This window comes from Arthrobacter sp. EPSL27 (assembly GCF_001512305.1).
GTDB lineage: Bacteria > Actinomycetota > Actinomycetes > Actinomycetales > Micrococcaceae > Arthrobacter.
This window is the reverse complement of the sequence record NZ_LNUT01000004.1, coordinates 620,461-636,871: the sequence shown is the minus strand read 5'-3', so window position 1 is coordinate 636,871 and position 16,411 is coordinate 620,461. Positions and strand designations below refer to the sequence as shown.

9 protein-coding genes and 1 tRNA gene are annotated in these 16,411 nt (G+C 68.4%); 1 reads left to right on the top strand and 9 read right to left on the bottom strand.

Annotated elements, in window-relative coordinates; genetic code table 11:
* Positions 1–40: 40 nt before the first annotated feature.
* From AR539_RS07605 to AR539_RS07570, 8 genes are all read right to left on the bottom strand, one after another.
* Entirely contained in the window at positions 41–2,776 is a 2,736-nt protein-coding gene (locus tag AR539_RS07605; protein ID WP_331457475.1) for a helix-turn-helix transcriptional regulator, read from the bottom strand.
* Positions 2,777–3,737: 961 nt separating this feature from the next.
* Positions 3,738–6,437, bottom strand: coding sequence for a helix-turn-helix transcriptional regulator (locus AR539_RS07600; protein WP_066434361.1), 2,700 nt, complete (start codon positions 6,435–6,437; stop codon positions 3,738–3,740).
* Positions 6,424–9,168 (bottom strand): helix-turn-helix transcriptional regulator, encoded by a 2,745-nt coding sequence (locus AR539_RS07595; RefSeq protein WP_066434359.1) that lies wholly within the window; start codon positions 9,166–9,168, stop codon positions 6,424–6,426. Before AR539_RS07595 ends, AR539_RS07600 begins: the two co-directional genes overlap by 14 nt.
* A gap of 187 nt (positions 9,169–9,355) precedes the next feature.
* A complete protein-coding gene (pth, locus tag AR539_RS07590; RefSeq protein WP_066434356.1) occupies positions 9,356–9,943 on the bottom strand; it encodes an aminoacyl-tRNA hydrolase in 588 nt (195 codons plus the stop codon).
* A 113-nt stretch (positions 9,944–10,056) separates the two neighbouring features.
* The gene (locus tag AR539_RS07585; RefSeq protein WP_066434351.1) at positions 10,057–10,671 is read right to left on the bottom strand and encodes a 50S ribosomal protein L25/general stress protein Ctc; all 615 of its coding nucleotides are present in this window, start codon (positions 10,669–10,671) and stop codon (positions 10,057–10,059) included.
* 285 nt (positions 10,672–10,956) lie between these two features.
* Entirely contained in the window at positions 10,957–11,937 is a 981-nt protein-coding gene (locus tag AR539_RS07580) for a ribose-phosphate diphosphokinase (RefSeq protein ID WP_066434348.1), read from the bottom strand.
* 5 nt (positions 11,938–11,942) lie between these two features.
* The gene (gene glmU / locus AR539_RS07575) at positions 11,943–13,454 is read right to left on the bottom strand and encodes a bifunctional UDP-N-acetylglucosamine diphosphorylase/glucosamine-1-phosphate N-acetyltransferase GlmU (protein ID WP_066436278.1); all 1,512 of its coding nucleotides are present in this window, start codon (positions 13,452–13,454) and stop codon (positions 11,943–11,945) included.
* A 49-nt stretch (positions 13,455–13,503) separates the two neighbouring features.
* Positions 13,504–13,575: transfer RNA gene (locus AR539_RS07570), tRNA-Gln, on the bottom strand.
* 218 nt (positions 13,576–13,793) lie between these two features.
* On the opposite strand from AR539_RS07570, the gene AR539_RS07565 reads away from it, so the two are divergent.
* Positions 13,794–14,393 carry a TetR/AcrR family transcriptional regulator gene (locus AR539_RS07565; RefSeq protein ID WP_066436275.1) on the top strand — a complete coding sequence of 200 codons (600 nt, stop codon included), beginning with the start codon at positions 13,794–13,796 and terminating at the stop codon, positions 14,391–14,393.
* Positions 14,394–14,569: 176 nt separating this feature from the next.
* Here AR539_RS07565 and AR539_RS07560 read toward each other — a convergent pair whose 3' ends face one another.
* Positions 14,570–16,399 (bottom strand): ABC-F family ATP-binding cassette domain-containing protein, encoded by a 1,830-nt coding sequence (locus AR539_RS07560; RefSeq protein ID WP_066434345.1) that lies wholly within the window; start codon positions 16,397–16,399, stop codon positions 14,570–14,572.
* Between the last annotated feature and the right edge of the window lie 12 nt (positions 16,400–16,411).

Sequence of the window (16,411 nt, the reverse complement as noted above, 5' to 3'; positions counted from 1 at the left end):
GCTGCTCCAGGACCGCCCGGAGGATAGGGTGCCCGGCCGGTTAGCCGAGGCGCGCGTGTTCCACTGGTCCGGAGATGACATCTTTGAGTTCCGACCTGCTCGCGACGTGCAGTTTCGCGTACACCTGGTAAAGGTGACCCTCAACCGTTCGGACAGAAACATGCATCTCGTCGGCGATCTTCCGGTTGGACGTCCCCGCGGCGGCCCTGACCGCCACTTCGGACTCCCGGGCCGTCAACGTTGAGGTCAGCAGGGACAGCACACCGTTCCTAGGGTTGCCGAACCGGTCCTCGAGGGACTGCTGGGTGCGCTGGGCCATCCGGAGGGAGATCCGGTTGCCGGCGTCGTTGGCGCAGCTGACGGCTTTGCGGGTCACGTCCCGGGCGAACACGGCGTGGCCGGCGGCGTCCGCGTCCTTGGACGTGGCCAGCAACTCCTCGCTGTCGGAGTCCTTCAACCCTTCCGCCAGCCGGGCGCACAGCCCGGCGAAGTGACCGGTGACCTGCCCCGCGAGCCCGCTGAGCTTCTGGCTGGCCTGGCGGTCCCCCAGCCGGGCGACCGCCGACAGGAACTGGAGTCCGGTGGCCAGGGCCTGGGCCTCCGTGTCGCTGTCCGCCTCCATCTTCAGCGCGCGGAGGGCCTCGGTCTTCTGGCCGATTTCCGCTTTGGCGGAGAGTTCGTAGTACCGGGTGATCCGGTTGACGAGCCACGACGCACGGGGGTGCACCTCTTCGACGTCCACCAGCAGGGCAGCCGCCTTGTCCTCGTCTCCCTGGAGCGCGAAGGCGTAGGCGCAGGCCGCCGTGGCGAGGCCGGCGACGGCATCCGGATCGTGGACCCGCAGCTGCCAGACCCCGGACTGCAGCCGCTGGACGGCTCCGGCGAGCTGGCCGCGGTGCAGTTCAACGATTCCCTGCCCGATCTCGAACATGCCGCCCAGACGGGACTGTTCGTCCAGGGACTCCGTGGTGCCCGCGATGAAGTCTGCGGCCTCCCGGAACTTCGCGGACAGCAGCAGGAGCAGCAGGAACCGGCCCCTGATTTCACGCATCACACTGTCCGGCAGGTCCAGGAACCCGGCGGCGGCAATGATCTGCCGGCCCAGCGCCACAGCGCCGAGGACGTCGCCGGTGACGGCCTTCGCCTCGCACAGCAGGCTGGCCGCCATGATCTTGGCTTCGCTGCCCAGGTCCGTGGCATCCACGTCCTGGAACATCTGCAGGACGTCCCCGTACCGGCCTTCGAAAGCCGCCAGTTCGGCGTAGGCCAGCCGCACCCGGTCCCCTGCCGGACCGGGCACGGCCCCGTCGTCGCGGGACACCGTAAGTCGCAGTTCAATCTCCTGCAGCCTGGCCAGCGCGTTGGCGGCCGCGGCGGGGCTGCGCCTGTCCAGCTCCGCCCACAGCAGCTGCAGGGAGGCCCATTCATCCAGGCCCAAGGTGTCGCCGGCGCGCTGCTCGGCGTCAGCCAGGACCCGGCGGGCCGACTCGTCGTTGTGCAGGGCCATGAGCGCCCGGGCAGATTCGACGGCTACCTCCGTCAGGTTCCCGGTTCCGGCTACTTCCCGGGTGAACCTCAGGGCCGAATGCGGGTCGGACGCCTTGTTGGCCTGGCGGGCAGCGGCCAGGGCCACCTGGGGACCCACTTCCTCCCCGCAGTCCAGCGCCCATGCGACAGCAGTGGAACCGGCGTAGTCGTCGAGGTCGAGGTCCTGGAGCACAGCGCCCAGCCGGCGGCGCAGTTCGGCACTCCGGCCGGGAGGCACCACACTGGCGACAATGCCCGCCGTGACCGGGTTGGCGATGCTCACCATAGGCGGATGATCGTGGCTGACGCGGATCAGGGCCCGTTCCTGGAGGGTGTCGATATCCTGCGCCTTGGACACGCTCATCAGGGTCTGCAGGGGCAGGGCACCGGCCAGGGACAGGAGCTCGAACACGTCGCGCTGGCCGGGGCTGAGCCGGTTCAGGCGGGCTTTGAGGACATCCCGGATCTCACCGGCGAGGGCCACCGGCTTGTCCCCGAGGACCCAGGAGTCGTCGTGGCGGACAATAATGCCGAGCTTGATCTGCTCACGGGCCAGGGCGTGCAGGAAAAGGGCGTTGCCGCCGCTGGCGTTCCACAGCGCCCGTGCCGCGGTGTGGGAGAAGTGCCCGCCGTACTCCTGGGCGAGGCTGTCCACCGTTTCGCTGAAGTCGAACGGGCCAAGGTCCACCCTCCGCAGCAGGTCGTCCTTCCACAGACCCATGATGTCGCTGCCGAGGTTGGGCAGGTCCACGCACGCGGCGAGCAGGAGGACGTGGCCGCCGGCGCAGAGCTGGGCGACCATCATGGTGGAGAGCTCATCAAGGTCATGGGCATTGTCGACGAACAGCACCACGTTGCGGCCCTGGGCCCGGGTCTGGAGCAGCTGGGTCAGGCCGCGGAGCACCATAAGCGGGTGCTCAAGGTGGGAGGCGTCGAGTTCATTGAGCAGCACACTGAGGGCCCCGTACGGGAGCTTCGAGGAAATGGAGCTTCCGCGGACCTGGACCACCAGGAAGTCGTCACCGAGCTGTTCCAGGGCGCGCTGGGCAATAAACGACTTTCCGGCCCCGTGTTCCCCCACAATGACTGCCCCGCAACCGGTTCCTGAGGTCAGCGCCGCGACTACGTCAACAACGGTCTTGTGCCGTGTGTAGTGCTTTTGATGCCACCCCTTCCCCGGACGTTGGGCGGCTGAAATCACATCTGTTCTGCCGCTGCCCGCAGACAGGCCGGCTTCTTGCTGAAACATGAGAGAGACCTTCGCAATCAAAGTATTGACTACCGATAAATCCAACTTAGGGAGGTGGCGGATCATCGGGATGCGTAAGTGCTACTCGATTACCTCTCTGGTGCCCGGCTCCGGGCTACGTAGATGTACTCAGTCTCGCGGCGCACCCAGGGCTCCGAAACCAAGTAGTCGGGCCGCCCGCACCGTCCTGCGGCAGAGGGCGGGGCCGGGGGTTCCGTGGGAGGGGCGTGCCCTCATGGGATGAGCGTCGCATCAGTGCCGGAACAGGCAGCGCCGGAACAGACAGTGCCGGAACAGACAGTGCCGGCACAGTCTTGGCACGGCCGCCCGGCCTGCGGGCGGCCGAGCCAGGACTGGGGTACTGGAAGTTTAGGGAGCCGACGGCGGCTGGGGGGAGGAACCTCGGTCTCAGAAGGTTCCGACGCCGTCGGCTCCGTCAAAGGGGTTTCCGTAGCCGGAAACCATTTGGAGGAGACCCGTGCGAAGCGATTCAATGTCTGCTGTGGCCTGATGCCTAGGGCACCTGCCTGTAACTCCAGGGCGGTCCATCGTCCCCACGGCCTGCGGTCCGTGCAGCTTCATTGCTGTAGCCGGGCCGCTGGTGCGCTGATGGCTCCACGTTCAAAGTCCTTTCCTTCAAAGACTTCATTTTTCAGAGACCTCCACCTCAAGGAATTCTGGTGGTTCCTGATTCCGGGTGGTCCCTGGTTCTGAGTGGTTCCTGGTTTTGGGTGGTTCCTGGTGCTGACTACAATCTAGCGAACCGGACGGCAGCCGCACACCGGTAGTCCGTACTCGAATTCGCGGCCGCTTGGGAGCCCACCGGGAACGGTGGGTACTTGCCGCGGCGGCGGGCCCCCGACGCCGGCACCGTCCGGCTACGCGGCCCCCGTACCCGGGTAGCCGGCGGCCTACTTGCCGGGTCCCGGGAGCTACGCACTCCGGAACGCGGCCCGGGCGGCTAGGAGGTCGGGACACCCGGCAGCTGGTCCCTGCCTTTGACGTTGAGCTTGGCATAGCTGCGGTACAGGTGGCCTTCGACCGTCCGGATGGACACCTGCAGCTCTGCGGCAATCTGGCGGTCGCTGAGGCCGCGCACCGCCAGGGCCACAATGTCGCGCTCACGGCGGGTCAGCAGGCCCAGCGCATCGGTCGCAGCGTCCTCTTCCTGCCCGGCCACGCTGTCTGCCCGGTCAAGGCACCGCTTCCGCTGGGACAGCGCCATCCGCTCGCGCAGGGTGTCACCCGCGGATCGGTAGCCGTTCGCGGCCGCATCGTAGGCCAGTGCCGCGAAGCCCCACAGCTCCGCGTCCTCGCAGGCTTTTCCTGCCTCCAGATGGTCCGCCGCCTCGTCGGTGCTGACAGCCGCGGCATAGTGGCAGATCGCGGCGGCCCGGGGGCCTTCCAGCCCCGGCCGCAGTTCAAGCAGCCGGGCCGCTGCCTCCCGGTCGCCGAGGGCCAGGCACAACGCCAGCGAGTCGAACTCCAGGCCGGCCGTGGAACCATCGCCGTGCGGCCTGCCCAGCGCCCGGAGCTCGTCGACGGCGCCGGGGTAGTTTCCCAGCCGCGCCTTGCCGTAAACCACTTCCATCTCCGAGAGGACCCGGAGGTAACGGGACACCGCCCGCGGCGCGGCCTCGTATTCAGCAAGGAAAGCCGCGGCTTTGTCCTTTGCCCCGACTTCAGCGGCGGCAGCGAAGGCCATCGCGGCGGTCAGGGCGAAAAGCTGCTGGGGGTCCGCAAGCCGCAGCGACTCCAGGGCCGCACTGAGGGTGGTCATCGCCTGGGCGGCTTTGCCCTGGTAGAGCAGGATGATTCCGTGCGCGGCGTGGACTCCCCCGCCGAACGAGATCAGGTTGGGACCCGGGCCCGCCGTCACCCCGGCCAGTAGCGTGTCGGCGGCCTTCCAATCCCCGCCATGGATCGCGGCAGCGGCCGCCCGTGCCACGAGGAACTCCGCAAGGAAATACAGTTCCTCATGGCCGGCCCCTGCGGATTCCAGCGCCTGGGATGCCGCCGCGAACGCCTGCACCGCCTTGCCTTGCACCAGGAGCCGTTCCGATTCCAGGGCCAGCTTGAACGCGCCCTCCAGGACGTTGCCGGACGGCCCTGGATCCGCCGCGCCGCCGGCATCCTCCGAATACTCGCCGGCCAGCGCGAACACCATGGCATGCATGGTGGCATAGCGCTCCCGTGTGGCCGCAAGGATGCCGCCGGCATCCTCCGGATGTTCCGCGGCCAGCCGCTCCCCGGCCGCCAGGAGGGCTCCGGCCCGGGCCATGATCTCAGCCGGAGGGTGGCCCAGGGCCGCCTGCACGGCCGCCCACATCAGGGTGCCCGTCAGGAGGACAGCCACACTGAGTCCCTGGGCGAAGTCCGCCTCCAAGATGTCCCGGGCTGCGGCATAGTCCGACGTGTTGAAGAGTGTCCGCGCCGTCACGGACCGCGCCACCACCTGCAGGTCAGGATCCTTGACCAGCGCCGCGGCCTGGCGCGCCAGGTCGTCCTGGTGGAGCCTGCTGGCCAGCACGGCGGCCCGCAGCAGCTGCCGGTCATCGACCTCGGCCCCGCATTCCATCGACCAGCTGACCTGGCGGAGCAGGCCCTCCGCCGACGTCGGCTCGCTGTCCATCAGGCGTAGGAGGCTCTGCCGGAGCTGGAGGCTCCGCGCCGGAGAAATCAGGTTGCGCAGCGTGTCGCCGTAGATGGAGTGCCACAGCCGCAGCTGGGGGTGGGGCGAGGGCGTCACACGGATCAGCTCGTGCTCGATCAGGACCGCCACCGGGTCCTCGCCCACCATGGTTTCAATCAGCTCGCGGGACACGGGCTCGGCCAGGGCAACCAGGTTCAGGGTCTGGCGCTCCTCCGGCGTGCGCCTCAGCAGTTGGCGGCGGACCACATCGCTCAGGCGGTCCCCGTGGCTGTTAAGGGGGCGCGTGAGCAGCCACACGCCGTTGCGCTGGAGCAGGGTGCCGTCGCTCTTGGCGTCGTCGATCAGCCCGTTGAGCAGCAGCGGGTTGCCCTCGGAGGCTTCCCAGAGAATCTCGGCGACGTTCGGCAGGACCTGCGGTCCCAGTGCGCGGGCCAGGATGTCGCCCGTCTGCCGCTGGGTCAGGGGCCGGAGGTCGATGCGCTGTGCGATGCCTTCAAACCAGAGCTGCAGCAGCGGCTCGGGCAGGCCGGGCCGGGTGGCCGACGCCACCAGGAGTTTGGCCCACCCGGCAGCGGCCAGTTCCACGAGGATGCCCGCGGTCGCCTCGTCCAGGTCGTGGGCGTCGTCCACAATCAGCAGCAGCGGATTCCCGGTGGCTCGGCGCTCTTCCTCCAGGCGGGACCAGAACGTCCGGAGCACCGCCAGTTGCGAGGTGGCCTCCTGCACGGGGAGCCCCACGATGAAGGGGCCGAGCACTCCGTACGGGACGTTCGTCAGGGAAGGGCTGCCGTGGATGCGGACCGGCGTCACGTCGGCGCGCAGGTGGGCCACCACGGACTCCAACAGCGTGGATTTTCCGATCCCGCTGTCCCCGAGCAGGAGGACGGCGACGTGGGTGTTGCCTTTGATGGCTTCTACCGCCGAGCCCAGGTCCTCAGTGCGGCCGGTCAGGGCGTTGGATTCTTCTGCCGCCTCCGGGGCGGTGGCGCGGTTCCTAGATGAGTCCAAGCAGATCACTTCGCGAAGAAACTCCAAGCTTCGTGAACACCTGGTACAGGTGTCCTTCGACCGTCCGCACCGAGATGCCGATGGCCAGGGCAATGTCTTTGTTGGAGACCCCGTTGCCGGCAAGTGTGGCTATCTGGCGCTCGCGGTCCGTGAGCAGCGGGCCTTTGTTCCGGGGCATGATGGGCAGGGCCGGCACGGAATCGGCCAGGCTCTCGAGGATCGCATGGGCGGCGCTGGCCTTCCCGCTCAGGCCCGCGGCCTTGGCGAAGTCGAAGGCGAGGGCCGCGCACCGCGCCTGGACGGCGTCGAGCTCCATGGCTGCGGCCTGGCCCGCGGCTTCGAGCATGATGGCAGCATCCTTCTTCCGGCTGCCCACGGCGATGGTGCGGGACAGTTCCGCGAGCGGCCCCTGCCGCAGGGCCGCGATTTCTTCCATGAACTGGAAATCCTTGGTGGTGCCGTTGACCGTCGCGCCCAGCATAAAGATTCCCGCGAGGGTATAGCGGCCGTTGCGGAAATGGTCCTCCGCGGACCTCACCAGGCGGTCCTTCGCTTCCGGGTCTCCCAGCCAGCGCGAGGCCATGTCCAGGCAGAAGTCCGCGGAGCTCCGGACGGCGAAGCGTGCGGCGCCGTCGGCCGACCGGGCCCGGTCCAGGTAGACGGTGGCCTGCACGGAGTTTCCGGTCTGGGCGTAGGCGAAGGCAGTGGCGGCGTAGGCCTGGCGCAACGAGTGCAGGCTGGCCCGGACTTCGAGCTGGGCGATCGCGGCCAGCAGCGGATCGAGGGCCATGTAGCCTCGGCCCGCGTAGACGTAGGCCAGTCCCACAGCCAGGTCGGTGGGGGCGCTGCCGGAGTGCAGCCCGTGGCCGGCCCTGCCGCTGGCGTCCTTGAGCATGTCGATGCTCTGCCGCCACTGCCCGGACAGCAGGAGCACGTTGAAGGATCGCCAGGCGAAGTTCTCCCGGATCCGCGGGACGTTGGACCATTCGCCGAGCTGCCCGCCGATGTCGCGCATCAGCTGGCGGGCTTCAAGTTCCTTGCCTGTCATGCACAGCGCTTCCATCAGGATGATGCCGGACCTCAGGCGGTGCACCGGGTTGATGTCGTCCACGTCCGCCGAGGCGGCCGCCCGGAGCCGGTCCATCATGGGCGCGTAGTCGCCAATGAAGGAGAGGTAGTTGAATTCGCAGAGGTCCAGGCACAAACCGGCACGCGCCAGCTCCTCGGTTGATGCCCCCGGCTGGTCCGCGCCCAGCTCGGAAAGCCGCAGCCGGGCCTGCCGGATCAGGTCCGGGACCTGTCCGGTCCGGTCCTCGAGCCAGGCCATGCAGTCCGCTTTGGCGGCAATCAGCTCGGCGTAGGCCGCCGCGCCGAGGCCGCTGATCTGCTGGTCCGTGACATCGTCCAGGGCGGCCATGGCCTGCAGCGGCAGTCCCAGCTGCAGGTAGGCTGCGGATTTCTGCAGCTGGCCCTCCGTCCACTCCGGGTCCTCCGGCTTCAGGCTGGCGGCGCACTTGAGCGCAAACTTCGGGTCGAAGAGCCTGACGGCGGCACCGGCGGCCGCCACGGCGTGGGCCGGTGCCAGCGGCGCGTCACAGTCGTGGGTCCACGCCGCGTAGGCCAGCAGGTCCTCCACTGTCAGCTGATTAAGCTCATCCTGCTGGTGCCCCGGGACCTTGTCCCGCAGCTCGAGCCGGCGCTCGACGCTGAGCCAGTTGCGGACGATGTCACCCAGGTAGCGGTCACCGAGGGACACGAGGTGACGGCCGGTCCGGTCGACGACGATCTGGCCCGCGTCCTCCATGTCCGCGATGACTTCCGGGCTGTACATCCGGGCGAGCCTGGCCAGGGGCAGTGTCCGGGCACAGGAGAGGACTTCGATGAGTTCCCTGGCCACCGGGGTTTCGCGTGCATACCGGGCCCGCACAATGTCTTCCAGTGCGGTGCGCCCGTCAAGGACCACCTCGTCCACCAGGGTCCAGACGGACCCGGACAGCACCAGGTTGCCGCGTTCGATCTGCTCCGAGACCACCGCCTGCAACAGGGTGGGGCTGCCGCCCACCAGCTGGTGGAGCTGGCTCGCCAGTGCGCTGGAAACCCGGTGGCCGAGGGCGGCCTGGAGCACCTCCAGGGTCTCGACTTCCGTGAGGTTGGCGAGCCGCACCTCTGCCAGCTGGCCGGACGTGATCAGCCAGTAGAAGTCCGGCGGAAGGTCCGTGGTGCGCTGGGCGGTGGCGATCAGGCGCGCCGTGCGGGTCTGCATCAGGTTGAGCAGGACGCCGGTACTGAGTTCATCGAGCGCCCCGGCATTGTCCAGCAGGATGACGCACTTCCGTCCTGCGGCGTCGTCCCGGATCAGGGAGGTGAGGCCGTGCAGGATGGCCGTCGGCGAACCGAGGGAGCTCTGGGGCAGGCGGGCGAGGGTAAAGGCCAGGCATCCGTACGGGGTGGCCGAGCCGGGTCCGGTGCTGCGCAGCTGCAGGGTGTAAACGTCGGGCCCGAGGCCGGCGATTGCGGCGCGGCCCACCTGGGTCTTGCCCACGCCCCGCTCACCGGTGATGACCACACCCATGCGGTCCTCTGCGAGCAGGGCGTTGCGCACCCGGTCGGCGTCGGCATGGCGCGCGAGGCCTGACCACCTGTGCCGGTCCAGCGGACCTGCCGCAGGATCTTCTACTCCGGGTGCCAATGTAGTGGAACCATTTCCCCAGCCCAGCGATTCCCTAGACATTTTGCTTCCTTTGTACCGCTGTGCGGACAGCAAAACAGAGCCCGTCCGCTAGAAGTAGCGTATCCCTATCCACCGATATGAGAGTAGAGCGATCATAACGGGAATTCCGGAAGCTTGGAAAGGAAATGGGGTGTCGGCGGCGGCGCGTTACGCCGGGCTTTCCGGGGACGGCGCCCGCCTCTCGCGGCTAGGGCGCCTTCGCGGGATGGAACTGCTGCTGCGCCGCCAGCAGGCCTTCGCGGACCAGTGCTTCCACCGCGTCCGCGGCGGCACCGATAAGGAAGGGCAGTTCCTTCTTCTCCGCACTGGAGAAGTCCTTCAGCACGAAGTCTGCGGTGTCCATCCGGCCGGGCGGGCGCCCCACCCCGACCCGGACACGCAGGTAATCCTTTGTGGCCAGGGCCTTGGAGATGTCCCGCAATCCGTTGTGGCCGCCCTCGCCGCCGCCGAGTTTCAGCTTCACGGTGTCAAAGGGAATGTCGATCTCGTCGTGGACGGCAATGACGTGGGCCGGATCGATCCCGTAGAACTGCGCCAGCGCCGAGACCGGTCCGCCGGAGACGTTCATGTAGGACAGCGGCTTGGCGAGGACCACCCGGGGCCCTCCGATGCCAAGGCGCCCCTCGAGGACCTGGGCACGGGCCTTGTGCGACTTGAAGCCGCCGCCGGCACGGGCGGCCAGTTCGTCCAGGACCATCTGGCCGACGTTGTGCCGGTTCTGGCTGTAGTCGGGTCCGGGGTTGCCAAGGCCTACGATCAGCCAGGTGTCATTCATGCGTCAATCCTAAGTTGGTCAGGGTGTGCCCGGCCCGGGCGGCGGCTTAAGACGGCTCTGGCCGGGTCCCGCAGGGGACCCGGCCAGAGCAGGAAAATCGAGGGGTGCCGGAATTACTCGGCGGCTTCCTCGGTGGTGGCCTCGGCGGCCTCTGCGGAAGCAGCTTCCTCAGTCTCTTCTTCTTCAACAATCTCCACAGCTTCGGAGATGTTGACGACCAGCGCTTCTGCGTCGGTCAGCAGGACTGCGCCCTTCGGCAGGACCAGGTCGGAGGCGTGGACGTGCTCGCCGGCGCCGCGGCCTTCAACGTTGACCTCGACGGCGGTGGGCAGGTGGGTGGCCTCGGCTTCGAGGGAGACAACCGTGAGCTCAAGGTTCTGGACGTTGCCCGGCGCAACCTCGCCGACGACGTGGACCGGAACGTCAACGGTGACCTTCTCGCCCTTGCGGACGGTCAGGAGGTCGATGTGCTCAACGATCTGCTTGATCGGGTCGCGCTGGACGTCCTTGACGATGGCCAGGTGGCCCTCGCCGTTGATGTCCAGGGACAGCAGGGCGTTCGGGACGCGGACGGCCAGGGTGGTGGCCTTCGCCGGCAGGGTGATGTGGATCGGCTCTGCGCCGTGGCCGTAGATGACGGCCGGAATCAGGTTGGCCATGCGGGCGCGGCGGGCGAAGCCCTTGCCGAATTCGGTGCGGACTTCTGCTGCGAGCTTCTGCTCAGACATGGGTATCTCCTCGTTGGATTTCAAGCTGTGGGGCTAAACGGTGCAGCAAGGGCGGAGGTCTGTTTGCGACCTTCAACGCCGGGCGGCCGTGGCCGCCCTTCCGAAGGGAGAATCAGACCCAGTCGATAACGGAGACCAGCACTCCGGTGTGCCGTGCGAAGTTCCTGAGGAAACTTCGTTTATCACGCGCTACCGGCGCTCTCCCTCGCCAAGGTTCGGTTCAAGGCTACCAGTGCGGGCCCGCTTTGCGAAAAGCGGGCCCGCACCGGCGCACCTATAGGGGTGCTACGCGTTGCCGTCGAACAGGCTGGTGACCGAGCCGTCGTCGAACACTTCGCGGATGGCGCGGGCGATCAGCGGCGCGATGGACAGCACGGTGAGCTGCGGGAAGCGCTTGGCGGCCTCGATCGGGAGCGTGTTGGTGACTACGACCTCGCGGGCGCCGGACTCAGCCAGGCGCTGGGCCGCGGGATCGGAGAAGACGGCGTGGGTTGCCGCGATGATGACATCCTTCGCGCCGGCGTTCTTGAGTACCTGTACGGCGCCGGAGATGGTTCCGCCGGTGTCGATCATGTCGTCGATCAGGACGCAGGTGCGGCCCTCGATCTGGCCCACCACCGTCTTGGAGACGGCCTGGTTGGGGACGGTGAGGTCCCGGCTCTTGTGCACGAAGGCCAGCGGCGCGCCGCCGAGCCGCTCTGCCCACTGCTCCGCGACACGGACGCGGCCCGTGTCCGGGGAGACCACCGTGACGTTGTCCGAGCCGACCCGGGTGCGGATGTAGTCGGCCAGGAGCGGGATGGCCATCAGGTGGTCCACGGGGCCGTCGAAGAAGCCCTGGATCTGCGAGGTGTGCAGGTCCACGCTCATGATGCGGTCGGCGCCGGCGGTCTTGTACAGATCGGCGACGAGGCGGGCGGAGATCGGCTCGCGGCCGCGGCCCTTCTTGTCCTGCCGGGCGTACGGGTAGAACGGGGACACCACGGTGATCCGCTTGGCGGAGGCCCGCTTGAGCGAATCGATCATGATGAGCTGTTCCATCAGCCAGTTGTTGAGCGGGGCCGGGTGGGCCTGGATCACAAAGGCGTCGGTGCCGCGGACGCTCTCGCCGGCCCGGACGTAGATCTCGCCGTTGGCGAAGTCGTAGGCGTCCAGCGGCAGCAGCTCGGTTCCGAGCTCCTTCGCGATTTCCTTCGCCAGCTCCGGGTGCGCCCGCCCCGCGGCCAGCACCAGCTTCTTCTCGCCGTGTGCCGTAATTTCGCTCATGATTGCTAGCCCTCTTCTGTCGGTGCCGGAGTAGTGGAGGTTGTAGTGGCGGCATCCGCGGCAGCGGATTCAGCCAGGGCAGATTTGGCCAGGGCGGCGGAGACCGAACCGGGACGGTTCTCAAGGACCCAGCCTTCGGCGTTGTCCTGCTTCGCGAGGGACAGGACAAGCGCGCCGGCCGGGACGTCGCGGCGGATGACGGCGCCGGCGCCGCTGTAGGCCCCGTCCCCGACCCGGACGGGAGCCACGAACACGGTGTTGGAACCGGTGCGCACGCCGGACCCGATGACGGTGCGGTGCTTCTTCTCGCCGTCGTAGTTCGCGGTGATGTTGCCGCAGCCGATGTTGGTGTCCTCGCCGATCTCGGCGTCGCCGGCGTAGCCCAGGTGCGACAGTTTGGACCCGCGGCCGATGGTGACGTTCTTGGTCTCGTAGAACGCGCCGATCTTGCCGGTCTCGCCGAGGACGGTGCCGGGGCGGAGGTAGGTGAACGGGCCGACGCTTGCCCGGGCGCCGATGGTGGCGCCGGATCCGTGCGTGCGGAGCACTGTGGCGCCCTCCCCCACCTGGACGTCGGTGAGGGTCGTGTCGGGGCCGACGACGGCGTCGCGCGCCACGGTGGTGGTGCCGTGCAGCTGGATGTTGGGCAGCAGCCGCACGTCCTCGTCGAGGGTCACGGTGGCGTCGATCCAGGTGGTGGCGGGGTCGACGACCGTGACGCCGGCACGCATCCAGGCCTCGACGGTGCGCCGGTTGAGTTCGGCGCCGAGGGCTGAGAGCTGGACACGGTCGTTGGCGCCTTCGACCTGCCAGCGGTCTTCGGTGACGACGGCGGCGACGCGGCCGCCGGCGGCCCGGGCCAGGCCCAGCACGTCGGTGAGGTACTTCTCACCCTGGGCGTTGTCGGTGGTGACGTGGGCCAGGGCGTCGCGCAGCACGGCGGCGTCGAAGGCGTAAATGCCGGAGTTGATCTCCCGGATGTCGCGTTCGGCATCCGTGGCGTCCTTGTGTTCCCGGATGCCGGTGACCGTGCCGTCGGAAGCCCGGAGGATGCGGCCGTAGCCGGCGGGGTCCGCGAGGACGGCGGTGAGGACGGTGACGGCGTTGCGTCCGGCCTCGTGGCTGGCGACCAGTTCGGCGAGGAGGGTGCCGGTGAGCAGGGGCACGTCTCCGTAGGTAACGACGACCGTTCCGCTGAGCTGCCCGTCAGGGTGGCTCGCATCGAGGGCCTCGAGGGCGGCCTCGACGGCGCGGCCGGTGCCGGGCACCTCGTCCTGGTCGACGATCAGTGCTGCCGGGTCGATGGAGGCGATGTGGGCTGCCACAAGGTCGCGTTCATGCCGGACCACCAGGGCCAGCTCCTGCGGGTGGATGGCCCGGGCGGCGTGGAGGGCGTGCCCGACGAGGGACCGTCCGCCGATTTCGTGAAGGATTTTCGGGGTACGGGACTTCATCCGCGTACCGGCGCCTGCCGCCAGGACGATGACGGCGGCCGGGCCGGTTTTCTCGGGGCTCACGTACGGGCTCTCCTTGCTCATTGGCTTAGCTCATGCCGTTACTTTGCAGTTCCGCCCATAGGACTCGAACCTATACTCCACGGCTCCAAAGGCCGGGGTGCTGCCATTACACCAGAGCGGACCATGCCAAGGCGCTGAGCCTGCGGCACGAGAATCAATTCTGCCATACTGCGTTGCCGTTCCGTGCTGGGGGCGGCCCACGCCGGCAGGGCCGCCCCGCCCGACGTCGGCGTTCTGGGGCATGATGGACCTGTGAGTAACAGCGCAGGGGTATCCGGAGGGGCGGAGGGCCGAGGCGGCCGCCCGGTGCGGCCCGCCGGCTACGTACCCCGGATCCGGATGACGGGCCCGCAGCGCCGCAGCCAGCTCATCGGGATCGGCCGCGGCCTCTTTGCCCTCCGCGGCCTGGACGGCACCACGATTGAGGAAATCGCCGCCTCCGCGGGCGTCTCCAAGCCGGTGATCTATGAGCACTTCGGGTCGAAGGAAGGCCTCTACACCCAGGTCGTCGACTACGAGTTCCGGATCCTGCTGGGCGCCATCAACGACGCCTTGTCCGAAGAGGCCAAGCCCAGGGTCCTCGTGGAGCGGGCCGCCCTGGCCCTGCTGAACTACATCGAGGACCGCACCGACGGCTTCCGCATCCTGATGCGCGATGCCCCGCCCACGCAGCCCGAGGGCGCCTTCTCCACTCTGCTCTCCCAGGTCACGGCCCGGGTGGAGCACATCCTGGCCGACGAGTTCGCCCGCCGCGGCTTCACGGCCGCGGACGGGGCGATGTACGCCCAGATGCTGGTAGGCATGGTGGCCATGACCGGCCAGTGGTGGCTGGACAGCCGCACCCCGGACAAGCGTGACGTCGCCGCCCACCTGGTCAACCTTGCCTGGAACGGGCTCACCGGCCTGCAGAAGGACCCCGAACTCCGCAGCGGGGACTAGGCTTCGGGCGTCTGGTCGCCTCCGCGGCGCGGGCGCCCTTCGCCGTCGCTTAGACACGACGCATAGGGGCCCCTGCGGTCGCGGGGCGACCTACGGGGCCCGATGCGCCGCGATGCGCTCCTTAGCGAAGGACTCCCGCGCCGCTAGTGCCACAGGTTCCGTTACGGCCTGGCGGCTTATTCGCCGAGGACTTCCAGGGCTCCCAGCCATTCGAGTTCGAGGGCCTCGCGTTCGATGGCCAGGTCCTTGAGCTTCTTGCCGAGCGCTGCGAGGTCGCCGACGGCGGCGGGGTCGGCGGCTGCTGCGGTCATCTGGGCGTGGACTTTGTCCTCCTGCTGCTTGAGCTTGTCCAGCTGGCGGTCGATGCGGTTCTTTGCCTTGCGGGCGTCACGCTTCTCGGCTTCGGTGGGGCCGGCGGGTGCGGGGGCCGAGGAGGTGCTGGCGGCCGTGACGGGGTTGCCGCCGCCGGTGATGGTGGAGCCGGCCAGCGCCGCTTCGCGCAGTTCGAGGTACTGGTCCACGCCGCGCGGCAGGGACCGGATCTTGCCGTCGCCGAGGAGGGCCATCTGGTGGTCGGTGACGCGTTCGAGCAGGTAGCGGTCGTGGCTGACCACGACGAGTGTGCCCGGCCAGCCGTCCAGGACGTCCTCGACGGCGGCCAGGGTGTCCGTGTCGAGGTCGTTGGTGGGCTCATCGAGCATCAGCACGTTGGGCTCGCCCACGAGCAGGCGCAGGAGCTGGAGGCGCCGGCGTTCGCCGCCGGAGAGGTCCTTGACCGGGGTCCACTGCTTCTGGTTGGTGAAGCCGAGCTGCTCCACCAGCTGGCCGGCGGTGAATTCCTTGCCGCCGACGTTGAACGAGCGCTTCTCCCGCTCGATGACCTCGATGACCCGCAGGTCCTTGACGTCGTCGAGTTCTTTGACTTCCTGGGTCAGGACGGCGGTGACAACGGTTTTGCCGCGCTTGAGTTTGCCGGAGGTCGGCTGGATTTCGCCATTGAGCAGTTTAAGCAGTGTGGTCTTGCCGGCGCCGTTGACGCCCACCAGGCCCAGCCGCTCCCCCGGCGCGAGGCGCAGGGTGATGTCGTCGAACAGTTTCTGCCCGGGCTCGCCGCCGAGGAAGTCGAGCGAGACATGCTCGAGGTCCAGGACGTCCTTGCCCAGCCGGGCCGTGGCCATTTTGCTGAGCGCCGTCGAGTCGCGCGGTTCGGGGACATCGGCGATCAGGGCGTTGGCCGCCTCAATCCGGAACTTGGGCTTGGCGGTGCGGGCCGGGGCGCCGCGGCGCAGCCAGGCGAGCTCCTTCTTCACCAGCTGCTGGCGCTTGCTTTCGACGACGGCGGCCGTACGGTCGCGCTCCGCCCGGGCAAGGACGTAGGCCGCGTAGCCGCCCTCAAAGGGGTCCATGATGCCGTCGTGGATTTCCCAGGTCTTGTTGCAGACTTCGTCGAGGAACCAGCGGTCGTGGGTGACCACGAGGAAGGCGCCCTGGTTCGCCCGCCAGCGGGTCTTCAGGTGCCGGGCCAGCCAGGCGACGCCTTCGACGTCGAGGTGGTTGGTGGGCTCGTCGAGCATGATGACGTCGTGGTCCTCGATCAGCAGCTTGGCCAGCGCCACGCGCCGCTTCTGCCCGCCGGAGAGCGCGTGGACGTTGGCGTGCCAGTCGACGTCGGACACGAGTCCGCCCATGACTTCGCGGATCCGGGGGTTGCTCGCCCATTCATGGTCGGCCTGGTCGCCGACGATCGCGGCGCCGACCGTGAGGTCGCCGTCGAGCACGTCGCTCTGGTCCAGGTAGCCGATGTTGACCTCGCTGCGTTTGGTCACCCGCCCGGAGTCCGGGGTCGAGCGCAGCGCGAGCAGCCGCATGAGGGTGGACTTGCCGTCGCCGTTGCGGCCCACCATGCCGATCCGGTCGCCTTCTTCGAGGCCGAGGGTGATGCCATCGAGAACGGTACGGGTTGCATACGAGACGGTGAGGTTCTCGCCGCCGAGCAGGTGTGCCACTGGGAGCTGCTT

Bases quoted from the DNA above. Each gene is read 5' to 3' on its own strand.
- AR539_RS07580 (WP_066434348.1), bottom strand. From the start codon at position 11,937: ATGAGCGAAATTACGGCACACGGCGAGAAGAAGCTGGTGCTGGCCGCG.
- AR539_RS07565 (WP_066436275.1), top strand. From the start codon at position 13,794: ATGACGGGCCCGCAGCGCCGCAGCCAGCTCATCGGGATCGGCCGCGGC.
- AR539_RS07595 (WP_066434359.1), bottom strand. From the start codon at position 9,168: ATGTCTAGGGAATCGCTGGGCTGGGGAAATGGTTCCACTACATTGGCA.
- pth (WP_066434356.1), bottom strand. From the start codon at position 9,943: ATGAATGACACCTGGCTGATCGTAGGCCTTGGCAACCCCGGACCCGAC.
- AR539_RS07605 (WP_331457475.1), bottom strand. From the start codon at position 2,776: ATGTTTCAGCAAGAAGCCGGCCTGTCTGCGGGCAGCGGCAGAACAGAT.
- AR539_RS07585 (WP_066434351.1), bottom strand. From the start codon at position 10,671: ATGTCTGAGCAGAAGCTCGCAGCAGAAGTCCGCACCGAATTCGGCAAG.